The 16,887-nt window shown below is 63.1% G+C and carries 14 protein-coding genes and 1 pseudogene; 9 read left to right on the plus strand and 6 right to left on the minus strand.

Going from position 1 to position 16,887, the window contains the following annotated elements; translation table 11 throughout:
• Nucleotides 1–5: 5 nt before the first annotated feature.
• A complete protein-coding gene (locus tag V1279_RS15945) occupies nucleotides 6–608 on the minus strand; it encodes a CinA family protein (protein WP_334437468.1) in 603 nt (200 codons plus the stop codon).
• A gap of 1 nt (nucleotide 609) precedes the next feature.
• Entirely contained in the window at nucleotides 610–1,791 is a 1,182-nt protein-coding gene (locus V1279_RS15950) for a bifunctional 2-C-methyl-D-erythritol 4-phosphate cytidylyltransferase/2-C-methyl-D-erythritol 2,4-cyclodiphosphate synthase (protein ID WP_334437469.1), read from the minus strand.
• Nucleotides 1,792–2,078: 287 nt separating this feature from the next.
• On the opposite strand from V1279_RS15950, the gene dusB reads away from it, so the two are divergent.
• The 7 genes and pseudogenes from dusB (at nucleotide 2,079) to hflX (ending at nucleotide 11,552) form a co-directional block, all read left to right on the plus strand.
• Entirely contained in the window at nucleotides 2,079–3,080 is a 1,002-nt protein-coding gene (gene dusB, locus V1279_RS15955; protein ID WP_334446415.1) for a tRNA dihydrouridine synthase DusB, read from the plus strand.
• The gene (locus V1279_RS15960; RefSeq protein WP_334437470.1) at nucleotides 3,077–4,252 is read left to right on the plus strand and encodes a two-component system sensor histidine kinase NtrB; all 1,176 of its coding nucleotides are present in this window, start codon (nucleotides 3,077–3,079) and stop codon (nucleotides 4,250–4,252) included. Before dusB ends, V1279_RS15960 begins: the two co-directional genes overlap by 4 nt.
• Before the next feature lie 9 nt (nucleotides 4,253–4,261).
• Nucleotides 4,262–5,704, plus strand: a complete 1,443-nt coding sequence (gene ntrC, locus V1279_RS15965) for a nitrogen regulation protein NR(I) (protein ID WP_334437471.1) — start codon at nucleotides 4,262–4,264, stop codon at nucleotides 5,702–5,704.
• Nucleotides 5,705–5,871: 167 nt separating this feature from the next.
• A pseudogene (locus V1279_RS15970) lies at nucleotides 5,872–8,221 on the plus strand (ATP-binding protein).
• A 17-nt stretch (nucleotides 8,222–8,238) separates the two neighbouring features.
• Nucleotides 8,239–9,609 (plus strand): nitrogen assimilation response regulator NtrX, encoded by a 1,371-nt coding sequence (gene ntrX, locus V1279_RS15975; RefSeq protein WP_334437472.1) that lies wholly within the window; start codon nucleotides 8,239–8,241, stop codon nucleotides 9,607–9,609.
• Between the two features lie 303 nt (nucleotides 9,610–9,912).
• Nucleotides 9,913–10,161 (plus strand): RNA chaperone Hfq, encoded by a 249-nt coding sequence (hfq, locus tag V1279_RS15980; RefSeq protein ID WP_006020546.1) that lies wholly within the window; start codon nucleotides 9,913–9,915, stop codon nucleotides 10,159–10,161.
• A 107-nt stretch (nucleotides 10,162–10,268) separates the two neighbouring features.
• Nucleotides 10,269–11,552, plus strand: a complete 1,284-nt coding sequence (gene hflX / locus V1279_RS15985; protein WP_442894890.1) for a GTPase HflX — start codon at nucleotides 10,269–10,271, stop codon at nucleotides 11,550–11,552.
• Between the two features lie 10 nt (nucleotides 11,553–11,562).
• On the opposite strand, the gene mazG is transcribed toward hflX, so the two are convergent.
• Entirely contained in the window at nucleotides 11,563–12,378 is an 816-nt protein-coding gene (mazG, locus tag V1279_RS15990; RefSeq protein WP_334437475.1) for a nucleoside triphosphate pyrophosphohydrolase, read from the minus strand.
• A 141-nt stretch (nucleotides 12,379–12,519) separates the two neighbouring features.
• On the opposite strand from mazG, the gene queC reads away from it, so the two are divergent.
• A complete protein-coding gene (gene queC / locus V1279_RS15995) occupies nucleotides 12,520–13,230 on the plus strand; it encodes a 7-cyano-7-deazaguanine synthase QueC (protein ID WP_334437477.1) in 711 nt (236 codons plus the stop codon).
• 557 nt (nucleotides 13,231–13,787) lie between these two features.
• A complete protein-coding gene (locus V1279_RS16000; protein WP_334437479.1) occupies nucleotides 13,788–15,080 on the plus strand; it encodes an acyl-CoA thioesterase/bile acid-CoA:amino acid N-acyltransferase family protein in 1,293 nt (430 codons plus the stop codon).
• Nucleotides 15,081–15,154: 74 nt separating this feature from the next.
• On the opposite strand, the gene V1279_RS16005 is transcribed toward V1279_RS16000, so the two are convergent.
• From V1279_RS16005 to nthA, 3 genes are read right to left on the minus strand one after another with little or no spacing between them, the layout of a single operon-like run.
• Nucleotides 15,155–15,538, minus strand: coding sequence for a nitrile hydratase accessory protein (locus tag V1279_RS16005; protein ID WP_334437481.1), 384 nt, complete (start codon nucleotides 15,536–15,538; stop codon nucleotides 15,155–15,157).
• Nucleotides 15,538–16,197: a nitrile hydratase subunit beta gene (gene nthB, locus V1279_RS16010; RefSeq protein WP_334437484.1), complete on the minus strand. Its 660-nt coding sequence runs from the start codon at nucleotides 16,195–16,197 to the stop codon at nucleotides 15,538–15,540. The genes V1279_RS16005 and nthB overlap by 1 nt, the downstream gene beginning before the upstream one ends.
• Nucleotides 16,197–16,832, minus strand: coding sequence for a nitrile hydratase subunit alpha (nthA, locus tag V1279_RS16015; protein ID WP_334437486.1), 636 nt, complete (start codon nucleotides 16,830–16,832; stop codon nucleotides 16,197–16,199). The genes nthB and nthA overlap by 1 nt, the downstream gene beginning before the upstream one ends.
• Between the last annotated feature and the right edge of the window lie 55 nt (nucleotides 16,833–16,887).

Raw genomic sequence — 16,887 nt, forward strand, 5'->3', positions numbered from 1 at the left:
TGGCTTTAGGTTCGTGCCGGCCGGCGTCGCTTGACGGCGCTGCGCCGTGGCGTGCGCGCCACCCGTGGACGCAGCCGGCTCATGGTCTGGCGTCGCGGCTTGACCGGTGGCTGCGGTCCCCGCGCCAGTTCCATCAACATGCGCAGCGCTTCCACCACGGAGCGCTGGCGCACGGTGGTGCGGCCAATGGCTCCAAAACGGAATTCGCGGTGGAGTATTTTTCCGTCGCGCGAGGCGACCGCGAAATGAACCAGGCCGACCGGCTTGCCCGGCGTGGCACCGCCGGGGCCAGCAATGCCGGTAATGGATACTGCGAGATCGACACCGGCTTTTTCCAGGGCGCCGATTGCCATCGCGGTCGCAGTTTCCTTGCTGACCGCACCAAAGGTCGTAAGCGTCGAAGCCTTGACGCCGAGCATGGCGCGCTTGGCATCGTTGGAATAGGTGACGAAGCCGCGGTCGATCACGTCTGACGAGCCGGGGATGTCAGTGAGCGCGCCGGCAACCAGACCGCCCGTACAGGACTCCGCCGTGGCGATCGTCAGCTTGCGCATCCGGCATAGATCGAGCAGCGAGCGGGAGAGGGCGCGGGCGTCGCTGCCGCTCATGCTATTCGCCCCAGGGGAGACGGATGGTGGCGCTCGCGGTGGCGGCGATGCCTTCCTCGCGGCCAGTAAAGCCGAGTCGTTCGCTGGTGGTCGCCTTGACCGCAACGCGAGAGATGTTCAGCCCCGCAATCTCGGCGATGCGGGCGCGCATGGTATCGCGCAGCGGCCCGATCTTCGGGCGTTCGCAGATCATCGTGACTTCGAGATTGGCGATCCGGCCGCCGCGCGCGGTGACGCGCTCGACGGCATATTTGAGGAACTTGTCGGACGCGGCGCCCTTCCATTGCGGGTCGCTCGGCGGAAAGTGCGAACCGATATCGCCGTCCGCCAGCGCGCCGAGAATGGCGTCGACCAGGGCATGCAGGCCGACGTCGCCGTCGGAATGGGCGAGAAAACCTTTGGTGTGCGGCACTCGTACGCCGCAGAGCATCAGATGATCGCCGTCGCCGAAGGCGTGCACGTCGTAGCCGGTGCCAGTCCTGATGTCGCCGAGCTGGGCAGCGAGGCGAGCTTCCTCGCGGATGAAATCCTCTGGCGTCGTCAGTTTCATGTTCGCAGGATCGCCTTCAAAGGTCGCTACCGTCAATCCCGCCCATTCGGCGAGCGCCGCATCGTCGGTGAAATCGCTGCGGCCGTCGCGCGCGGCGCGGCGATGGGCATCGAGAATCACATCGAAGCGAAACGCCTGCGGCGTTTGCGCGATTCGTAGCCGTGCGCGTTCGGGCGTCGCCTCGACGTTGCCGGTATCGCCAATCTGCTTGATCGTGTCTGTGACCGGGATCGCAGGGACTGCCGCGCCGGTGCGGCCGGCGGCGTCGATCGCGCGCGAAATCACCGCAGGCGTTACGAAGGGCCGTGCGGCGTCGTGGATCAGGACGATGTCAGGCTTCTCGGCGGCCAGCGCTTCGAGGCCGGCATGCACCGAAGCCTGACGCGTCGCGCCGCCTTTGGTGGGCGGCTGGTGACGTAGTCCCGCGACAGCCTCGTTGAAGATCGCGGCGTCATCGGGATTCACCACCGGCTGCACGGCGAACACGTCCGGATGCCGACAGAACGCCTCCATGGCGCGGAAGATCACGGTCTGCCCGCCGATCTCGCGATATTGCTTGGGTCCGCCGGCGCCGGCGCGAAGCCCGCGTCCGGCTGCGACGAGGATGGCTGCGGTACGCTCAGGTCTGGGCATCGGGACTCAAATACGGAACGAATCAGGGATGAGGAGGGGCGTCGGGCGCACTGGCGCACAGCCCTTACCATGCCGAATACGGAAAAACAGAGCGATTCCCACTAGCTGTGGGAAAAGCGGTTTTTGTTGCAGTGCACTTGCACAAATGATAGATCTGTCTAAAGTGTAGGCAAGAAGCTTGACTGCCCAAGATTTGTGCTCACAATATGCGTCGACGGTTGCAATGAAGCCGCCGCCCCAACCATGAGAATGCCGTGACCGGCCCGGAAAGTTCACGCTCTAAGCCGTTGAAAATAGGCGAAATTGTTGTCGCCAACCGGGTTCTCCTGGCGCCGATGTCCGGCGTCACTGATGCTCCCTTTCGACGTCTTGCCGCCACGCTCGGCGCCGGGCTGGTCGTCTCAGAGATGACCGCCAGCGATGAACTCGTGCACGGCAGGCCGATGTCGCTTCTGCGCTGCGAGACAGCCGGTGTCGGACCGCACGTCGTTCAGCTCGCGGGCTGCGAGGCGCATTGGATGGCGGAGGGCGCAAGGGTTGCGGAAGCGGCCGGCGCCGACATCATCGATATCAACATGGGTTGTCCGGCGCGTCATGTCACCGGCGGTCAATCCGGCTCGGCGCTGATGCGCGATCTCGATCATGCACTCAAGCTGATCGAAGCCACGATTGCGGCGGTGAAAGTGCCGGTGACGCTGAAGATGCGACTCGGCTGGGACGATCGCTCGCTCAACGCGCCCGAACTGGCGCGCCGCGCAGAGCAGGCCGGCGTGCAGATGATTACCGTGCACGGACGGACGCGCTGCCAGTTTTACAAGGGCGAGGCTGATTGGACCGCGGTGTGCGCGGTCAAGAATGCGATTTCGGTACCGCTCGTCGTCAACGGCGATATCACCACGTTCGAGAAGGCGGTGCAGGCGCTCGAAACCTCCGGCGCCGATGCTGTCATGATCGGGCGCGGCGCGCAGGGCCAGCCATGGTTGCCGGGGCAGATCGGACGCCGGCTCGAAACCGGAAAGGCCGAGACCGCGCCTGACCTCGCCGACCAGCTCAGCCACATCCGCGCGCTCTACGATGAAATCTGCCGCCATTACGGCCTGCGTATCGGACTGAAGCACGCGCGAAAACATCTCGGCTGGGCGCTGGAGATCGCAGCCCAGTGCAGCCGCGCGCCGGCCGCGAAGCTCAAGCGCTGGAGGCAAGACATTCTGACGTCGGAGGATCCGCACCGGGTGCATCGATCGCTCCAGGACGCGTTCGACGATTTTGCATGGAGTGCTGCTGCATGACGTCAGCCGCAGAACATCGCCGACCGGTGCCCACCGACAGCGAGGCCATCCTCAACGCGCTGCCCAATCCGGTGCTTTTGGTGGCGCCCGACGGCCGCATCGTCGACGCCAATATAGCCGCCGAATCCTTCTTCGAAATCTCGACGCAATTCCTGCGCCGGCAGTCGCTGAAGGAGCTGGTGCCGTTCGGCAGTCCGCTGCTGGCGCTGATCGACCAGGTGCGCTCGAGCGGCTCGCCGGTCAACGAATACAAGGTCGACCTCGGTACGCCCCGCATCGGCGGTGATCGCCAGGTCGATCTTCACGTCGCCCCGCTCACCGAACGGCCCGGCCACATCGTCGTGATGCTGCAGGAGCGCACCATCGCCGACAAGATGGACCGGCAACTGACGCATCGGAGCGCGGCGCGTTCGGTGATCGCGCTGGCCGCGATGCTGGCGCACGAGATCAAGAACCCGCTGTCCGGCATCCGCGGCGCTGCGCAACTGCTCGAGCAGCAGGCCTCATCTGAAGACCGCATGCTGACGCGGTTGATCTGCGACGAGGCCGACCGCATTGTCACCCTGGTCGACCGCATGGAAGTGTTCGGCGACGACCGGCCGGTGGCGCGTGGAGCCGTCAACATCCACTCCGTGCTCGATCACGTCAAACGGCTGGCGCAGTCGGGCTTTGCTCGCAACATCCGCTTCATCGAGGACTACGATCCGTCATTGCCGCCGGTGCTGGCCAACCAGGACCAATTGATTCAGGTGTTCCTCAATCTGGTAAAGAACGCCGCCGAAGCGGTCGCCGATCTTGGCAGCGATGCGGAAATCCAGCTCACCACCGCGTTTCGTCCCGGCGTCCGCCTGTCGGTGCCGGGCAAGAAATCGCGGGTGTCGTTGCCGCTCGAATTCTGCGTCAAGGACAACGGCTCCGGCGTGCCGGAAGACCTGCTGCCGAACCTGTTCGATCCCTTCGTGACAACCAAGCAAACCGGCAGCGGGCTCGGGCTGGCGCTGGTTGCCAAGATCGTCGGCGATCACGGCGGCATCATCGAATGCGAATCCCAGCCGCGCAAGACCACCTTTCGCGTGCTGCTGCCGATGTTTAGTCCCACCAAACAGTTCGACCAAAGCAACCGCGACGGCGTTCCGGGTACGCTGCCGCCTGCCTCTCAGGACGCAAGATGAGGAACCATGATGCCCGCAGGTAGCATACTCGTTGCCGATGACGACACCGCCATCCGCACGGTTCTGAACCAGGCGCTTTCGCGCGCTGGGTATGAAGTTCGCCTGACCGGAAACGCCGCGACGCTATGGCGCTGGGTCAGCCAGGGCGAGGGAGATCTCGTCATCACCGACGTGGTGATGCCTGACGAGAACGCGTTCGACCTCTTGCCCCGCATCAAGAAGATGCGGCCGAACCTTCCCGTCATCGTCATGAGCGCGCAGAACACCTTCATGACGGCGATCCGGGCTTCGGAACGCGGCGCCTACGAGTATCTGCCGAAGCCGTTCGACCTGAAGGAGCTCATCACTATCGTCGGCCGCGCACTGGCCGAGCCGAAGGAGCGGGTGGCGCATGCCGCCGATGAGGGCGAGTTCGATTCGATCCCCCTGGTCGGCCGCTCGCCGGCGATGCAGGAAATCTACCGGGTGCTGGCGCGGCTGATGCAGACCGACCTCACAGTCATGATCTCCGGCGAATCCGGCACCGGCAAGGAACTGGTCGCCCGCGCCCTGCACGATTACGGCAAGCGGCGTAACGGCCCGTTCGTGGCCGTCAACATGGCGGCGATCCCACGCGATCTCATTGAATCCGAATTGTTCGGCCATGAACGCGGCGCGTTCACCGGGGCAAATACCCGCGCTTCCGGCCGGTTCGAGCAGGCCGAAGGCGGGACGCTGTTTCTCGACGAAATCGGCGACATGCCGATGGAAGCGCAGACGCGGCTGCTGCGGGTGCTGCAGCAGGGCGAATACACCACCGTCGGCGGGCGCACCCCGATCAAGACCGACGTTCGGATCGTGGCGGCGAGCAACAAGGATTTGCGCATCCTGATCCAGCAGGGCCTATTCCGGGAAGACCTGTTCTTCCGCCTGAACGTGGTGCCGCTGCGCCTGCCGCCGCTCCGCGAGCGGATCGAGGATCTGCCCGATCTCATCAGGCATTTCTTCTCGCTCGCCGAAAAGGACGGCTTGCCGCCGAAGAAGCTCGACACGCTGGCGGTCGAACGGCTCAAACAGCACCGCTGGCCCGGCAACGTGCGCGAGCTCGAAAACCTGGCGCGCCGGTTGGCCGCGCTTTACCCGCAGGACGTGATCACGGGGTCGGTGATCGATGGCGAGCTGGCACCGCCGGCGGTCACCTCAGGCGGCAACGCCCCGATCGGCGTGGAGAATCTCGGGGGCGCGGTCGAGGCCTACCTGTCCTCGCATTTCTCCGGCTTCCCGAACGGCGTGCCGCCGCCGGGCCTCTACCACCGCATCCTCAAGGAGATCGAGGTGCCGCTGCTCACCGCGGCGCTGGCGGCCACGCGAGGCAACCAGATCCGCGCAGCCGACCTGCTCGGCCTCAACCGCAACACATTGCGAAAAAAGATCAGGGACCTCGACATTCAGGTTTACCGGAGCGGCGGCTAGGGATTGCACTCGCTTCCCTTCGCAATAAAGACGGGTGGCGCGGCTGGGGATCGATCGCTTTAGCGGTCCGATGGCCGCGGAATTGTCGCAATTTGGCAACATTGTGATATGAAAGCATCAGTCCGCGACAGGCGGGCACAAGCCCTTTCAGCTCACCGATTGCCGGAATGACCACCGCAGAGACCTCGGCACCATCGTTGGATCCATCGCAAGCTGAATCCGGAGGAGGGATCCTGCGGAGGTCGGTGGTGCCGTTTGCGGTCGCGATCGCGCTGCTGTCGGCGTTTCTGACCTTCGTGGTCCTGAGCGGTCTGACGCCGATCGAGCCGACCCGCAACGTGGTCTATTCGTTCCTGCTGACCAATGCGGCGACGATCCTGCTACTGGTCGGCATCATCATCCGCGAAGTCTGGCAGGTGATTCAGGCGCGGCGGCGCGGCAGGGCTGCGGCACGGCTGCATGTCCAGATCGTCAGCCTGTTCTCCGTCATCGCGGTGTTGCCGGCGGTGGTGGTTGCCATTGTCGCCAATATCACCCTTGATCGTGGCCTCGACAGGCTGTTTTCCGGGCCGACGCGAGCGGCGATCGAGAACTCGCTGAACATTGCCCATGCCTATGTCAATGAGCACGCCTATTTGATCAATGGCGACATTCTGGGGATGGCCAACGATCTTTCCAATGCGCGGCCACTTTTCGACCAGGACCGACAGTCATTTTTCCAGCTGCTGACGAACAACGCGGCCTCTCGCAATTTGCCGGGCGCGATGCTGATCGACAAGGATCGCAACGTTCTGGTGACGGCGCAAAACCGGCATCCAGCAGCAATTCGCGACGCCGCCGCAGGAGTTCCTCAGCAATATCGGTGAAAGCAAACCGGAGATCGCGGTATTCCCGGAAGAAAACTACGTCGCAGCGATAATTCGCCTCCACGGCTTCACTGACACTTTTCTTTACGTTGCCCGTCTGCTCGACCCGCGGGTGGTCAGCCAGCTTAAGCAGACCCAGGCCAGCGTTGCCGAATACGCCCAGATCGAATCCCGCCGGCTCGGCATTCAAGTCGCCTTCGCACTGATGTTCGCGGTGATCGCGCTCACGATTCTGATGGCGTCGGTGCTGATCGGGTTGAATTTCGCCAATTGGCTGGTAGCGCCGATCCGCAACCTGATGAGCGCGGCCAATATCGTTTCGACCGGCGATCTGCATGTCCAGGTGCCGGTACACAAATCCGAAGGCGATCTCGCGCAGCTCGGCGAGACCTTCAACAAGATGACGGCTGAATTGCGCACCCAGCGCGACGAACTGGTCAACGCCTCGGACCTGATCGACAGCCGCCGGCGATTCATCGAGGCGGTGCTGTCGTCGGCCAGCGCCGGCATCATCGGCGTCGACGCCTCCGGCAGCGTCGGCATCCTGAACCGCTCGGCCGAGAAACTCATCGGCCATGCCGAGTCCGAGACGCTGGACCATCCGCTGTCGGACGTGCTGCCTGAGCTCGACGACATGATGAAGACCGCGCGCGAGGGCACGCAACGCCTGGTGCAGGGCCAGATCACGATTACGCGCGACGGCCATGAACGCAATCTGTCGGTCCGCGTCAGCGCCGAGCAGACCAGCCAGTCGCGCGACAGCTACATCATCACGCTCGACGACATTACGGAGCTCGTCTCCGCGCAGCGGACATCGGCATGGGGCGACGTCGCGCGCCGCATCGCCCACGAAATCAAGAATCCGCTGACGCCGATCCAGCTTTCGGCCGAGCGCATTCGCCGTAAATTCGGCAAGGTCATCATCGAAGACAAGGGCATCTTCGAACAGTGTACCGACACCATCGTGCGGCAGGTCGACGACATCAGGCGAATGGTCGATGAATTCTCCCGCTTCGCGCGGATGCCAAAACCGGTCATGGAAGGCGAGGACGTCGCCGATACCGTGCGGCAGGCGGTATTCCTGATGAAGGTCGGCCATCCCGACCTCGATATCGAGGCCGATATCAAGCAGGATCCGATGCGCGCGCAGTTCGACCGCCGGCTGATTTCGCAGGCGCTGACCAACATCATCAAGAACGCGACCGAGGCGATCGAGCAGGTGCCGCCGGAAGAACTCGGCAAGGGACGCATCGACGTCATTGCCGCGCAGGAAAACGACGACATCGTGATCGACGTCATCGACAATGGTATCGGCCTGCCGAAGGTGAGCCGTGCGCGGTTGCTGGAGCCCTATGTGACGACGCGCCAGAAGGGCACCGGGCTCGGGCTCGCCATCGTCGGCCGCGTGCTGGAAGACCATGGCGGCCGCATCGAACTCAAGGATGCCGCCGATTTCCGGCCCGGGCAGCGCGGCGCCTGGATGCGGCTGCGGTTCGCCGTGTCAGGCCATGCGCCGAAGGCGGAAGCGAAGCGGCCGGATTCGGGCGCAAATCCACAGGTTGACGAAACAAAAGCGCCGTCAGGCGAAACCAATGAGGCGGCATCCGCGACCAATGATGAAGCAAAAACCGAAGCCGCAACAGGCAACTGACAAGACAGGTGTAACCCATGGCCAGTGACATTCTGATTGTCGACGACGAAGCCGATATTCGTGACCTCGTTGCGGGCATCCTGGACGACGAAGGCTTCAAGACCCGTACCGCGCGCGACAGCGATTCGGCGCTGGCCGAGATCGCCAACCGCCGTCCGCATCTGGTGTTTCTCGATATCTGGCTGCAGGGCTCCAAGCTCGACGGCCTGCAATTGCTCGAGCAGATCAAGAAGGATCACGCCGACGTTCCCGTGGTGATGATCTCCGGCCATGGCAACATCGAGACCGCGGTGGCTGCGATCAAGCGCGGCGCTTATGACTTCATCGAAAAGCCGTTCAAGTCCGACCGGCTGATCCTGGTGGCGACGCGGGCGCTGGAAACCTCACGCCTCAAGCGCGAGGTGAAGGAACTCAAGCAACTCGCTCCCACCGCGAGCGTTCTCACCGGCCGCTCCGCCTGCATGAATCAGTTGCGCCAGACCATCGACCGGGCGGCCAAGGCCAACAGCCGCATCCTGATCGTCGGCCCCTCCGGTTCGGGCAAGGAACTGGCCGCGCGCACGCTGCACAATGCATCGAGCCGTGCAGAAGGACCGTTCATCGTCATCAACGCCGCCGCGATCACTCCGGAGCGGATGGAAGTCGAATTGTTCGGTATCGAGCAGTCGAACGGCGAGCAGGCGCGCAAGCCGGGCGCGCTGGAGGAGGCCCACGGCGGCACGCTGTTCATCGACGAAATCGCCGACATGCCGCGCGAGACCCAGAACAAGATCCTGCGCGTGCTGGTCGATCAGACCTTTCAGCGCGCGGGCGGCACCGGCAAGATCCATGTCGATGTTCGCATCGTCTCCTCGACTGCGCGCAACCTGGAGGAAGAAATATCGGAAGGGCGATTCCGCGAGGATCTCTACCACCGGCTGTCGGTGGTGCCGATCCGCGTCCCCCCACTGTCGGAACGCCGCGAGGACATCCCCGAACTGATCGACTATTTCATGGACCAGATATCGGCGGCGACGGGCTTGCCGAAGCGGCAGATCGGCCAGGACGCAATGGCGGTATTGCAGTCGCATGTCTGGCCCGGCAACGTCCGCCAGCTCCGCAACAATGTCGAGCGCGTCATGATTCTGGCCGGCGGCGGTCCTGAAGCGATCATCACCGCCGACATGCTGCCGCAGGATGTGGGTTCGATGGTGCCGGCGATGCCGACCAGCAACAATGGCGAGCACATCATGGGACTGCCGCTGCGCGAGGCACGGGAAGTGTTCGAGCGTGACTACCTGATCGCGCAGATCAGCCGGTTCTCGGGCAACATTTCGCGCACCGCCGAATTCGTCGGTATGGAGCGTTCAGCGCTACACCGCAAGCTCAAGGCGCTTGGGGTTGGCTGAGACTTGAGTGAATCGCTTGTTCCGTACGTTCCGGAATCTGCGGCTCATCTCGCTCGCTTTGAGCCGATCCATGCACTTGCTTTGGAATATTTATCTCTTTCCGCACTTTTACGGAGAATGGCCACTGGGTTCCTGCTAGGCGGGGCCCGAACCGGCTTGCCTTAAAACCGCGCGTACCCTCTAATCGTGCTGCCGAGCCGACCGGAGGGGGATCTCAGGGGACGCCGGCGAGTCGGGGCAGGCTCCGTGAGAGAGCAACAACCGGCTTAACAAAAAGAAGCACGAGACGGCGGGACAAAAACAATGGCGGCAGACCGCGCACAAAATCTACAAGACACCTTCCTTAATCACGTTCGTAAAACGAAAACGCCACTAACGATTTTTCTGGTCAACGGAGTGAAACTGCAGGGGATTGTTACCTGGTTTGACAACTTCTGCTTGCTGCTTCGGCGCGACGGTCATTCGCAGCTTGTTTACAAGCATGCGATCTCGACCATCATGCCGGGGGCTCCGATTCAGTTGTTCGAAGGCGGCGAGGATGCACCGGCGTGAGAGTGAACTGATTGGAACCCCTTGAACGTAAAGGGAGTGCCGATCGTCCGCGGTCGGCGGGGGGTAAGCAAAGCGGGCGGGTGATCGTCATCGGCCCTTACTTGCGAATGCGCCGCGGCGATGCCGATGCGCAGGCGAGCGATGTCGAGCGCGACTCCGAGGCCCGGCTCGAGGAAGCGACGGGTCTGGCGCGCGCCATCGACCTCACGATCGCCGATGCGCTGATTGCGCCTATCAGCCAGATCAGGCCTGCGACCTATCTCGGCAAGGGCAAGGTCGAGGAGATCACCGGCCTGATCGCGGGCCACGATATCGAACTTGTGGTGATGGATTGCGCGCTGTCACCGATCCAGCAGCGCAATCTCGAGAAGGCGTGGAACACCAAGGTGCTCGACCGCACTGGCCTGATCCTAGAAATCTTCGGTCGCCGCGCCAAGACCAAGGAAGGCGCGCTGCAGGTCGAACTGGCGCATCTCAATTATCAGCGCAGCCGGCTGGTGCGCTCCTGGACCCATCTGGAGCGCCAGCGCGGCGGATTCGGATTCATGGGCGGCCCCGGCGAGACCCAGATCGAAGCCGACCGACGCCTGATCGGCGACCGCATCGCGCGGCTGGAAAATGAACTGAAGAAGGTGCAGGCGACGCGGCGGCTGCATCGCGCCGGCCGGCAGCGTGTGCCGTACCGCGTGGTGGCGCTGGTCGGCTATACCAACGCCGGCAAGTCGACGCTGTTCAACCGGCTCACGCGTGCCGACGTGCAGGCGGCCGACATGCTGTTTGCGACACTGGATCCTACGCTGCGCGCGCTGAGCCTGCCGCATGGCGGCAAGGCGATGCTGTCGGACACTGTCGGATTCATTTCGAACCTGCCGACGCAACTCGTCGCGGCGTTTCGCGCCACGCTGGAAGAGGTGCTGGAGGCCGATATCATTCTCCACGTCCGCGATATCTCGCATGAAGACGCGGAGGCGCAGGAGCGCGACGTCGACACCGTGCTGCGCCAGCTCGGAATTGATCTGGACGCCGGCGCGCGCATCCTCGAAGTCTGGAACAAGATCGATCGCTTCGATCCCGAGGAACGCGAAAACCTGCGCAATATCGCCGCGCGCCGTCCGGCGGAGCACCCCTGTTTCCTGGTCTCCGCCGTATCGGGCGAGGGCGTCAATGAGCTATTGACCGCGATCGAGGATCGGCTGGCGGCGACGCGCACGACGCTCGATCTGTCGATCGATGCTTCCGATGGCGCCGGCATCAGCTGGCTGCATCGCAATGCCGAAGTGCTCAACAAGGAGCTCCACGACGGCCGCTTCGACATGACCGTGCGCGTCGACGAGACCAAGCGCGACATCGTGGTCTCCAGGTTCGACGCCGTGCCGCATCACGTCCGATAGCGGGTGGGATTTATTCCTCGCCCTTGGCCGCATTCCACAGCGCGTCCATCTCCTCCAGCGAGGCCTGCTCCAGCGAACGGCCCTTGGCTGCCAGCGCACGTTCAATATAGGCGAAGCGCCGCTCGAATTTGGCGTTGGTGCCGCGCAGCGCGGATTCCGGGTCGGCGCCGACATGTCGCGCCAGGTTGACCAGCGCGAACAGGAGATCGCCGGTCTCAGCGGCGAGTTCCTCAGTATCGCCACGATCCAACGCCGCCTCGATCTCGTCGGCTTCCTCGCGGATCTTGTGCAGTACCGCGCGAGGATCGTTCCAGTCGAAGCCGACGGTGGACGCCTTGCGCTGCAATTCCATCGCCCGCGTCAGCGCCGGCTGGCCGGCCTTGACGTTCGACAGCAGCGATTTGTGCGAAATCTCTTCCGGCGGCCGCCGCGCGGCGCGTTCGGCTTTCTCCTCTGCCTTGATGCGATCCCAATTCTCCGCGACGTGGCCTGATGTAACGACACCGTTCTCGTCGCCAAACACATGCGGATGCCGCCGGATCATCTTGCGTGTCACCCCCTCGACCACGTCGCCGAAGGCAAACGCGTTCTGCTCCTCGGCCAAGCGGGCGTGGTAGACCACTTGCAGCAGCAGATCGCCAAGCTCGTCGCGGAGATCGTCGAGGTCACCACGGGTAATTGCATCGGCGACCTCATAGGCTTCCTCGATGGTGTAGGGCGCAATCGTCGCAAAATTCTGATCGAGATCCCACGGACAGCCTGTCACCGGCGTGCGCAGGGCGGCCATGACCTCGATCAGGCGTGAAATATCGCGGGAAGGTTTCATGTGATTTCCGAAGGCTTGCTTTCAAGGCTTGGCGCTTCCTGCCTTATGCCGCATTGCGTGCAGCGATCCCAGCGGAACAAGCCGCTTTGCCGCGCATTTGAGCCGATTGGCCTGTGGATCGGGGAGTGATAAGGGCAGGCCATGAATGAACAACTCAGTTCCGAAACCGCATTGGTGCTGTTCTCCGGCGGGCAGGATTCCACCACCTGCCTGGCCTGGGCGCTGCAGCGCTTTGCCCGCGTCGAAATGCTCGGCTTCAGCTACGGCCAGCGCCACGCCATCGAACTTGCCTGCCGCGACCGGCTGCTGTCGGGCCTGAAATCGCTGCGCCCGGATTGGGCGGCAAAACTCGGCGAGAGCCATACGCTGGAAATTCCGACACTGGCCGAAATTTCCGACACCGCGCTCACCCGCGATGTCGCCATTGCCATGGGCGAGGACGGTCTGCCCAACACCTTCGTGCCCGGCCGCAACCTGGTGTTTATCACCTTCGCGGCGGCGCTGGCGTACCGGCGTGGCATCCGTCACATCATCGGCGGCATGTGCGAGACCGATTATTCCGGCTATCCGGATTGCCGCGACGAGACCATCAAGGCGCTGCAGTCCGCGCTCAATCTCGGCATGGCGAAGAACTTTGAACTGCATACGCCGCTGATGTGGCTCGACAAGGCCTCGACCTGGAAACTCGCGCATGAACTCGGCGGGGCAGGGCTGGTCGATCTGATCCGCGAGCACTCCCATACCTGTTACCTCGGCGAGCGCGGCGCGCAGCACGATTGGGGCTATGGCTGCGGCGAATGCCCGGCCTGCGCGTTGCGGGCGAAGGGTTGGCGGGAGTACGCGGAAATGTGAGGGAGCGGGCACAGCTTCGTTCACTGAACTTTTAGATACCTGCATGTGCGCGGCTTGATGGATTGCTTCGTGGAGTCTGTCATCGGGTGCGCATTCGCGCGACCCGTTGGCTCGCAATGACGTGGTGAGAACTTCGATCCTGTTTCGAGTATGTGCGTTCGCCTTCTCGCGGCGCGATACGCCCGAGCTTTGCATGACGTTGTCCCTCAAAAACAGAGGGAGCAGGGAATGCCGGTCCGCGCGCACTGGCTTTTCGAGGCAAGGCAGCCCCGTAGCGGCACTCGCTCAATCAAGCGCGGCTCGGGCCAGTCGTGTATTGATCGTATCAGTTGCCGGCGGGGGATCGGCGGATCATTCAATTGATGTCCTGGCTGGCGTTCGAGCCATTTACAATCACAGGTAGGAGTGCATGCTGACGCTGACCTGACGGCGCGTATGCAATGAGGAGCCAAATGCGAAGAGGAGGCGGACTCGACAGGCGTTCTTTTGCACTTCACGGCATCATAGCCGCAGCAGCAATCAGCTTGCCAGACGGCAGTAAATCGGAAACGTCGCCCATGATCGTCGTCGACCATACTGATGCGCTGATGGATGTACCTCTCGCCATCGAGCTCAAGGGATTTGCGCCGCGTCAGCCGGTCACCCTTGCGGCGACCCAAATTTTTCCGAGTCACTCGCGTTGGCGGGCTGAGGCGACCTTCGTCACCGACCACAAAGGCCGGGTCGCTGTCGCGCAACAGGCTCCGATATCAGGCAGTTACGAAGGCATTGCCGCCATGGGACTGATCTGGTCCGCAGAACGCGTTGTGCCTCGTAGCTCGCCGCTTCCCGATGGCTGGATCATGCAACCTTCCTTCATCGATGTTCAGGCCGTCGGTCTTAATGGTCAGCGGGCCGAACTGACTATCACGCGCCGCTCGGCCGGCCCAGGGATTACCCGGCAAGTCATTCGCACAGATGGCTTGGTCGGCGTTCTGTTTCTTCCGCCAGGTGAGGGCCCGCACCCTTCGGTTCTCATCGTTCACGGTGGCGGCGGAGGCATAGATGAAACTACCGGCGCGATGCTGGCATCGCGCGGCTACGCCGCGTTCAACCTGGCGTATTTTGCCGAGCCCGGTCTGCCGCGCGGACTCGTCAATATTCCCCTGGAATATTTTGAGAATGCGATTCGCTGGATGCGAGCGCAATCCTGGCTGCGCGAGGGTTTTTTGGCCGTTTGGGGCCCGTCGCGCGGCGGCGAACTTGCTCTACTGCTCGGCGCCACTTTTCCGGATATCAATGCCGTGAGTGCTTGGGTACCGAGCGGCGTCATCTTCGGGCCAATTGGACTAGCGGAGAAAGCCGACTCGCGGCCAGCTGCATCATGGACGTTCCGCGGCAAGCCATTGCCCTACCTGCAACAGAACAATGATAGCGTTGAACCAATCCCGGCACAGGAGCCTGGAAAACCCAGGGCATATACGCCGATCTACCTCAATCATCTCCGTGATGTAGGTGCCGTCGAACGCGCCATGATCCCTGTCGAAAATATTCGCGGACCCATCCTGTTGGTGTCGGGAACTGACGACCAGATGTGGCCATCGTGGCTTCTTGCCGAAATCGCCATGAACCGTCTGAAAACAAATAGTTTCAAATTTCCATTCCATCATCTGAAATATCAAGGCGCCGGTCATCTCATTCTGTTGCCCTATGGACCCAGAACGACGAACACCATCGGCTTCAAGGCCGAAGGCTTTGCCGGCCTTATGTATGCGCAGGGAGGGACTCCGAGGGCCGATGCCGAGGCTGGTGCCGATGCGTGGCGTCAGATGCTCCAATTTCTTGAAGCGGCAGCCAAGAGTCGCAGATAACCCGTCTGTCTTACCCAAGCCGCATCTGCGGACCCATGATGATGAGTAGACAGGGGCGCACGATCACGCGCGTTTTAGCCGAAATCCTCCGCTGTCAGTTCTATCGGCGCGCCGTGCGGTGTGCGATCGGCGGCATGGTCCCAGGCGTCGCGGTAGCGGTGCAGGAGATCCGACGTCGCGACGCCCTTGGCGGCGACGAGCGTTTCCAGCGTGGCGAGCCAGTGCCGGTAATAGGTCTCGCCGGTGTCGGGATCGCCTTCGGCTTGCGCGCGCTTGATTTGCGCGCCCAGTGTCTCCGCCCATTCCTTCCAGGTGAAGACGCCGGCCTCGTGCAGGGCCAGCGCCATGGCGAAGGCGCGCGCCTCCCACGGCTCGCGAAACACCGGGCCGTCCTCGTCACGGGGCACGCCGGGGACAGCGACGGCCGCGCGCATCGCCTGCTGCGGGGTCAGATTCATCACACGCGCTCCAGATAGGATTCCCAGGCGTCGACGGAGACGCTGAGCGTCGGGTCGGCGTCCTTGCCCCACAATTCCGGCCCGTCGAAACGCACGGTGTAGAGCCATTGCGGATCCTCGCCCTTGCCGAGCGAATTGGTGTCGGGGAAGACGTGACAGCCATGATTGAGCTCGATGGTGCCGAGATGGCCGCGGACATATTGCGGCAGCCGCGTATGCGTCACCGGGTGGATGTCCTTCATCCGCACAGTCTCGCCGACCGCGAACATCGCAGGCCGCTTCGCCTCGCGCTCGGTCGGGCCGCCGCGCCGGATCGCCGGCGTGACCTCATTTGGAGCGATCGGCGTGACGCCGGGCTTTGGCGGCGACAGCACCTTGCCGGCCTCGATCTCTTCGCGCGTCACCAGCCCGCGCTCGATCATCAGCGTTTCCAACCCAGCCAGCCAAATCTGGAAATAACTCTTGCTGAGATAGTCCTCGGGCGGTCGGTTCTCGCGGGCGAACCGCGACATATCGATGTTCCAGCCGCCCGGACGCGCCATCGCGACCGTCAGCGCAAAGGCGCGGCGCTCCCAGTCGCCGTGAAACACCGGCTCGTTCGGCTCTGCTACAACCGGGCCAAAGCCCTTGGCGCCGCCCATGTCATGCGCGCCGTCCATCAGGCGGTCTCGCCCGGCTGTTTCGGCAGCCCCGTGCCGATCATGCTGTCGCGGGTCACGAGTTCGGCAAGTTGTTCCGCGCTCCAGCCTTCGGTACCCTCAGGCCGCATCGGCAGCACGAGGTAGCGGATCTCGGCCGTGGAATCCCAGACCCGGATCCTGGTGGTGTCCGGCAGCGTCACGCCAAAATCTTTCAGCACGCCGCGCGGATCGGAGACGGCGCGCGAGCGATAGGGCGCGGATTTGTACCAGACTGGCGGCAATCCCAGCACGGGGTGCGGATAGCAGGAGCACAGCGTGCACACGACCATGTTGTGCTGCTCAGGCGTGTTCTCGACCACCACCATATGCTCGCCCTGGCGGCCGGAATAGTCGAGTTCGGCGATCGCTGACGTTGCGTCCTTGATCAGCCGGGCGTGATAGGCCGGATCACTCCAGGCCTTCGCGATTACGCGAACGCCGTTACGAGGTCCGATCTTCTTCTCGTAGAGATCGATCAGGAGATCGAGGGACGTCGGATCGACATAGCCCTTCTCGGTCAGGATCGATTCCAGCGCGCGCACGCGCAGCTCGGTCTCCGAGAGTTCGGAATGATCGTGATCGTGGTGATGATGGTCGTGGTCATGCTCGCTCATGCGGTCAGGATAGGCGCAAAATCCGGGCTATGTCGAGGCAGAGACTCTGCTAGCA

The sequence above is a fragment of the Bradyrhizobium sp. AZCC 1610 genome (assembly GCF_036924515.1).
Taxonomy (GTDB): domain Bacteria; phylum Pseudomonadota; class Alphaproteobacteria; order Rhizobiales; family Xanthobacteraceae; genus Bradyrhizobium.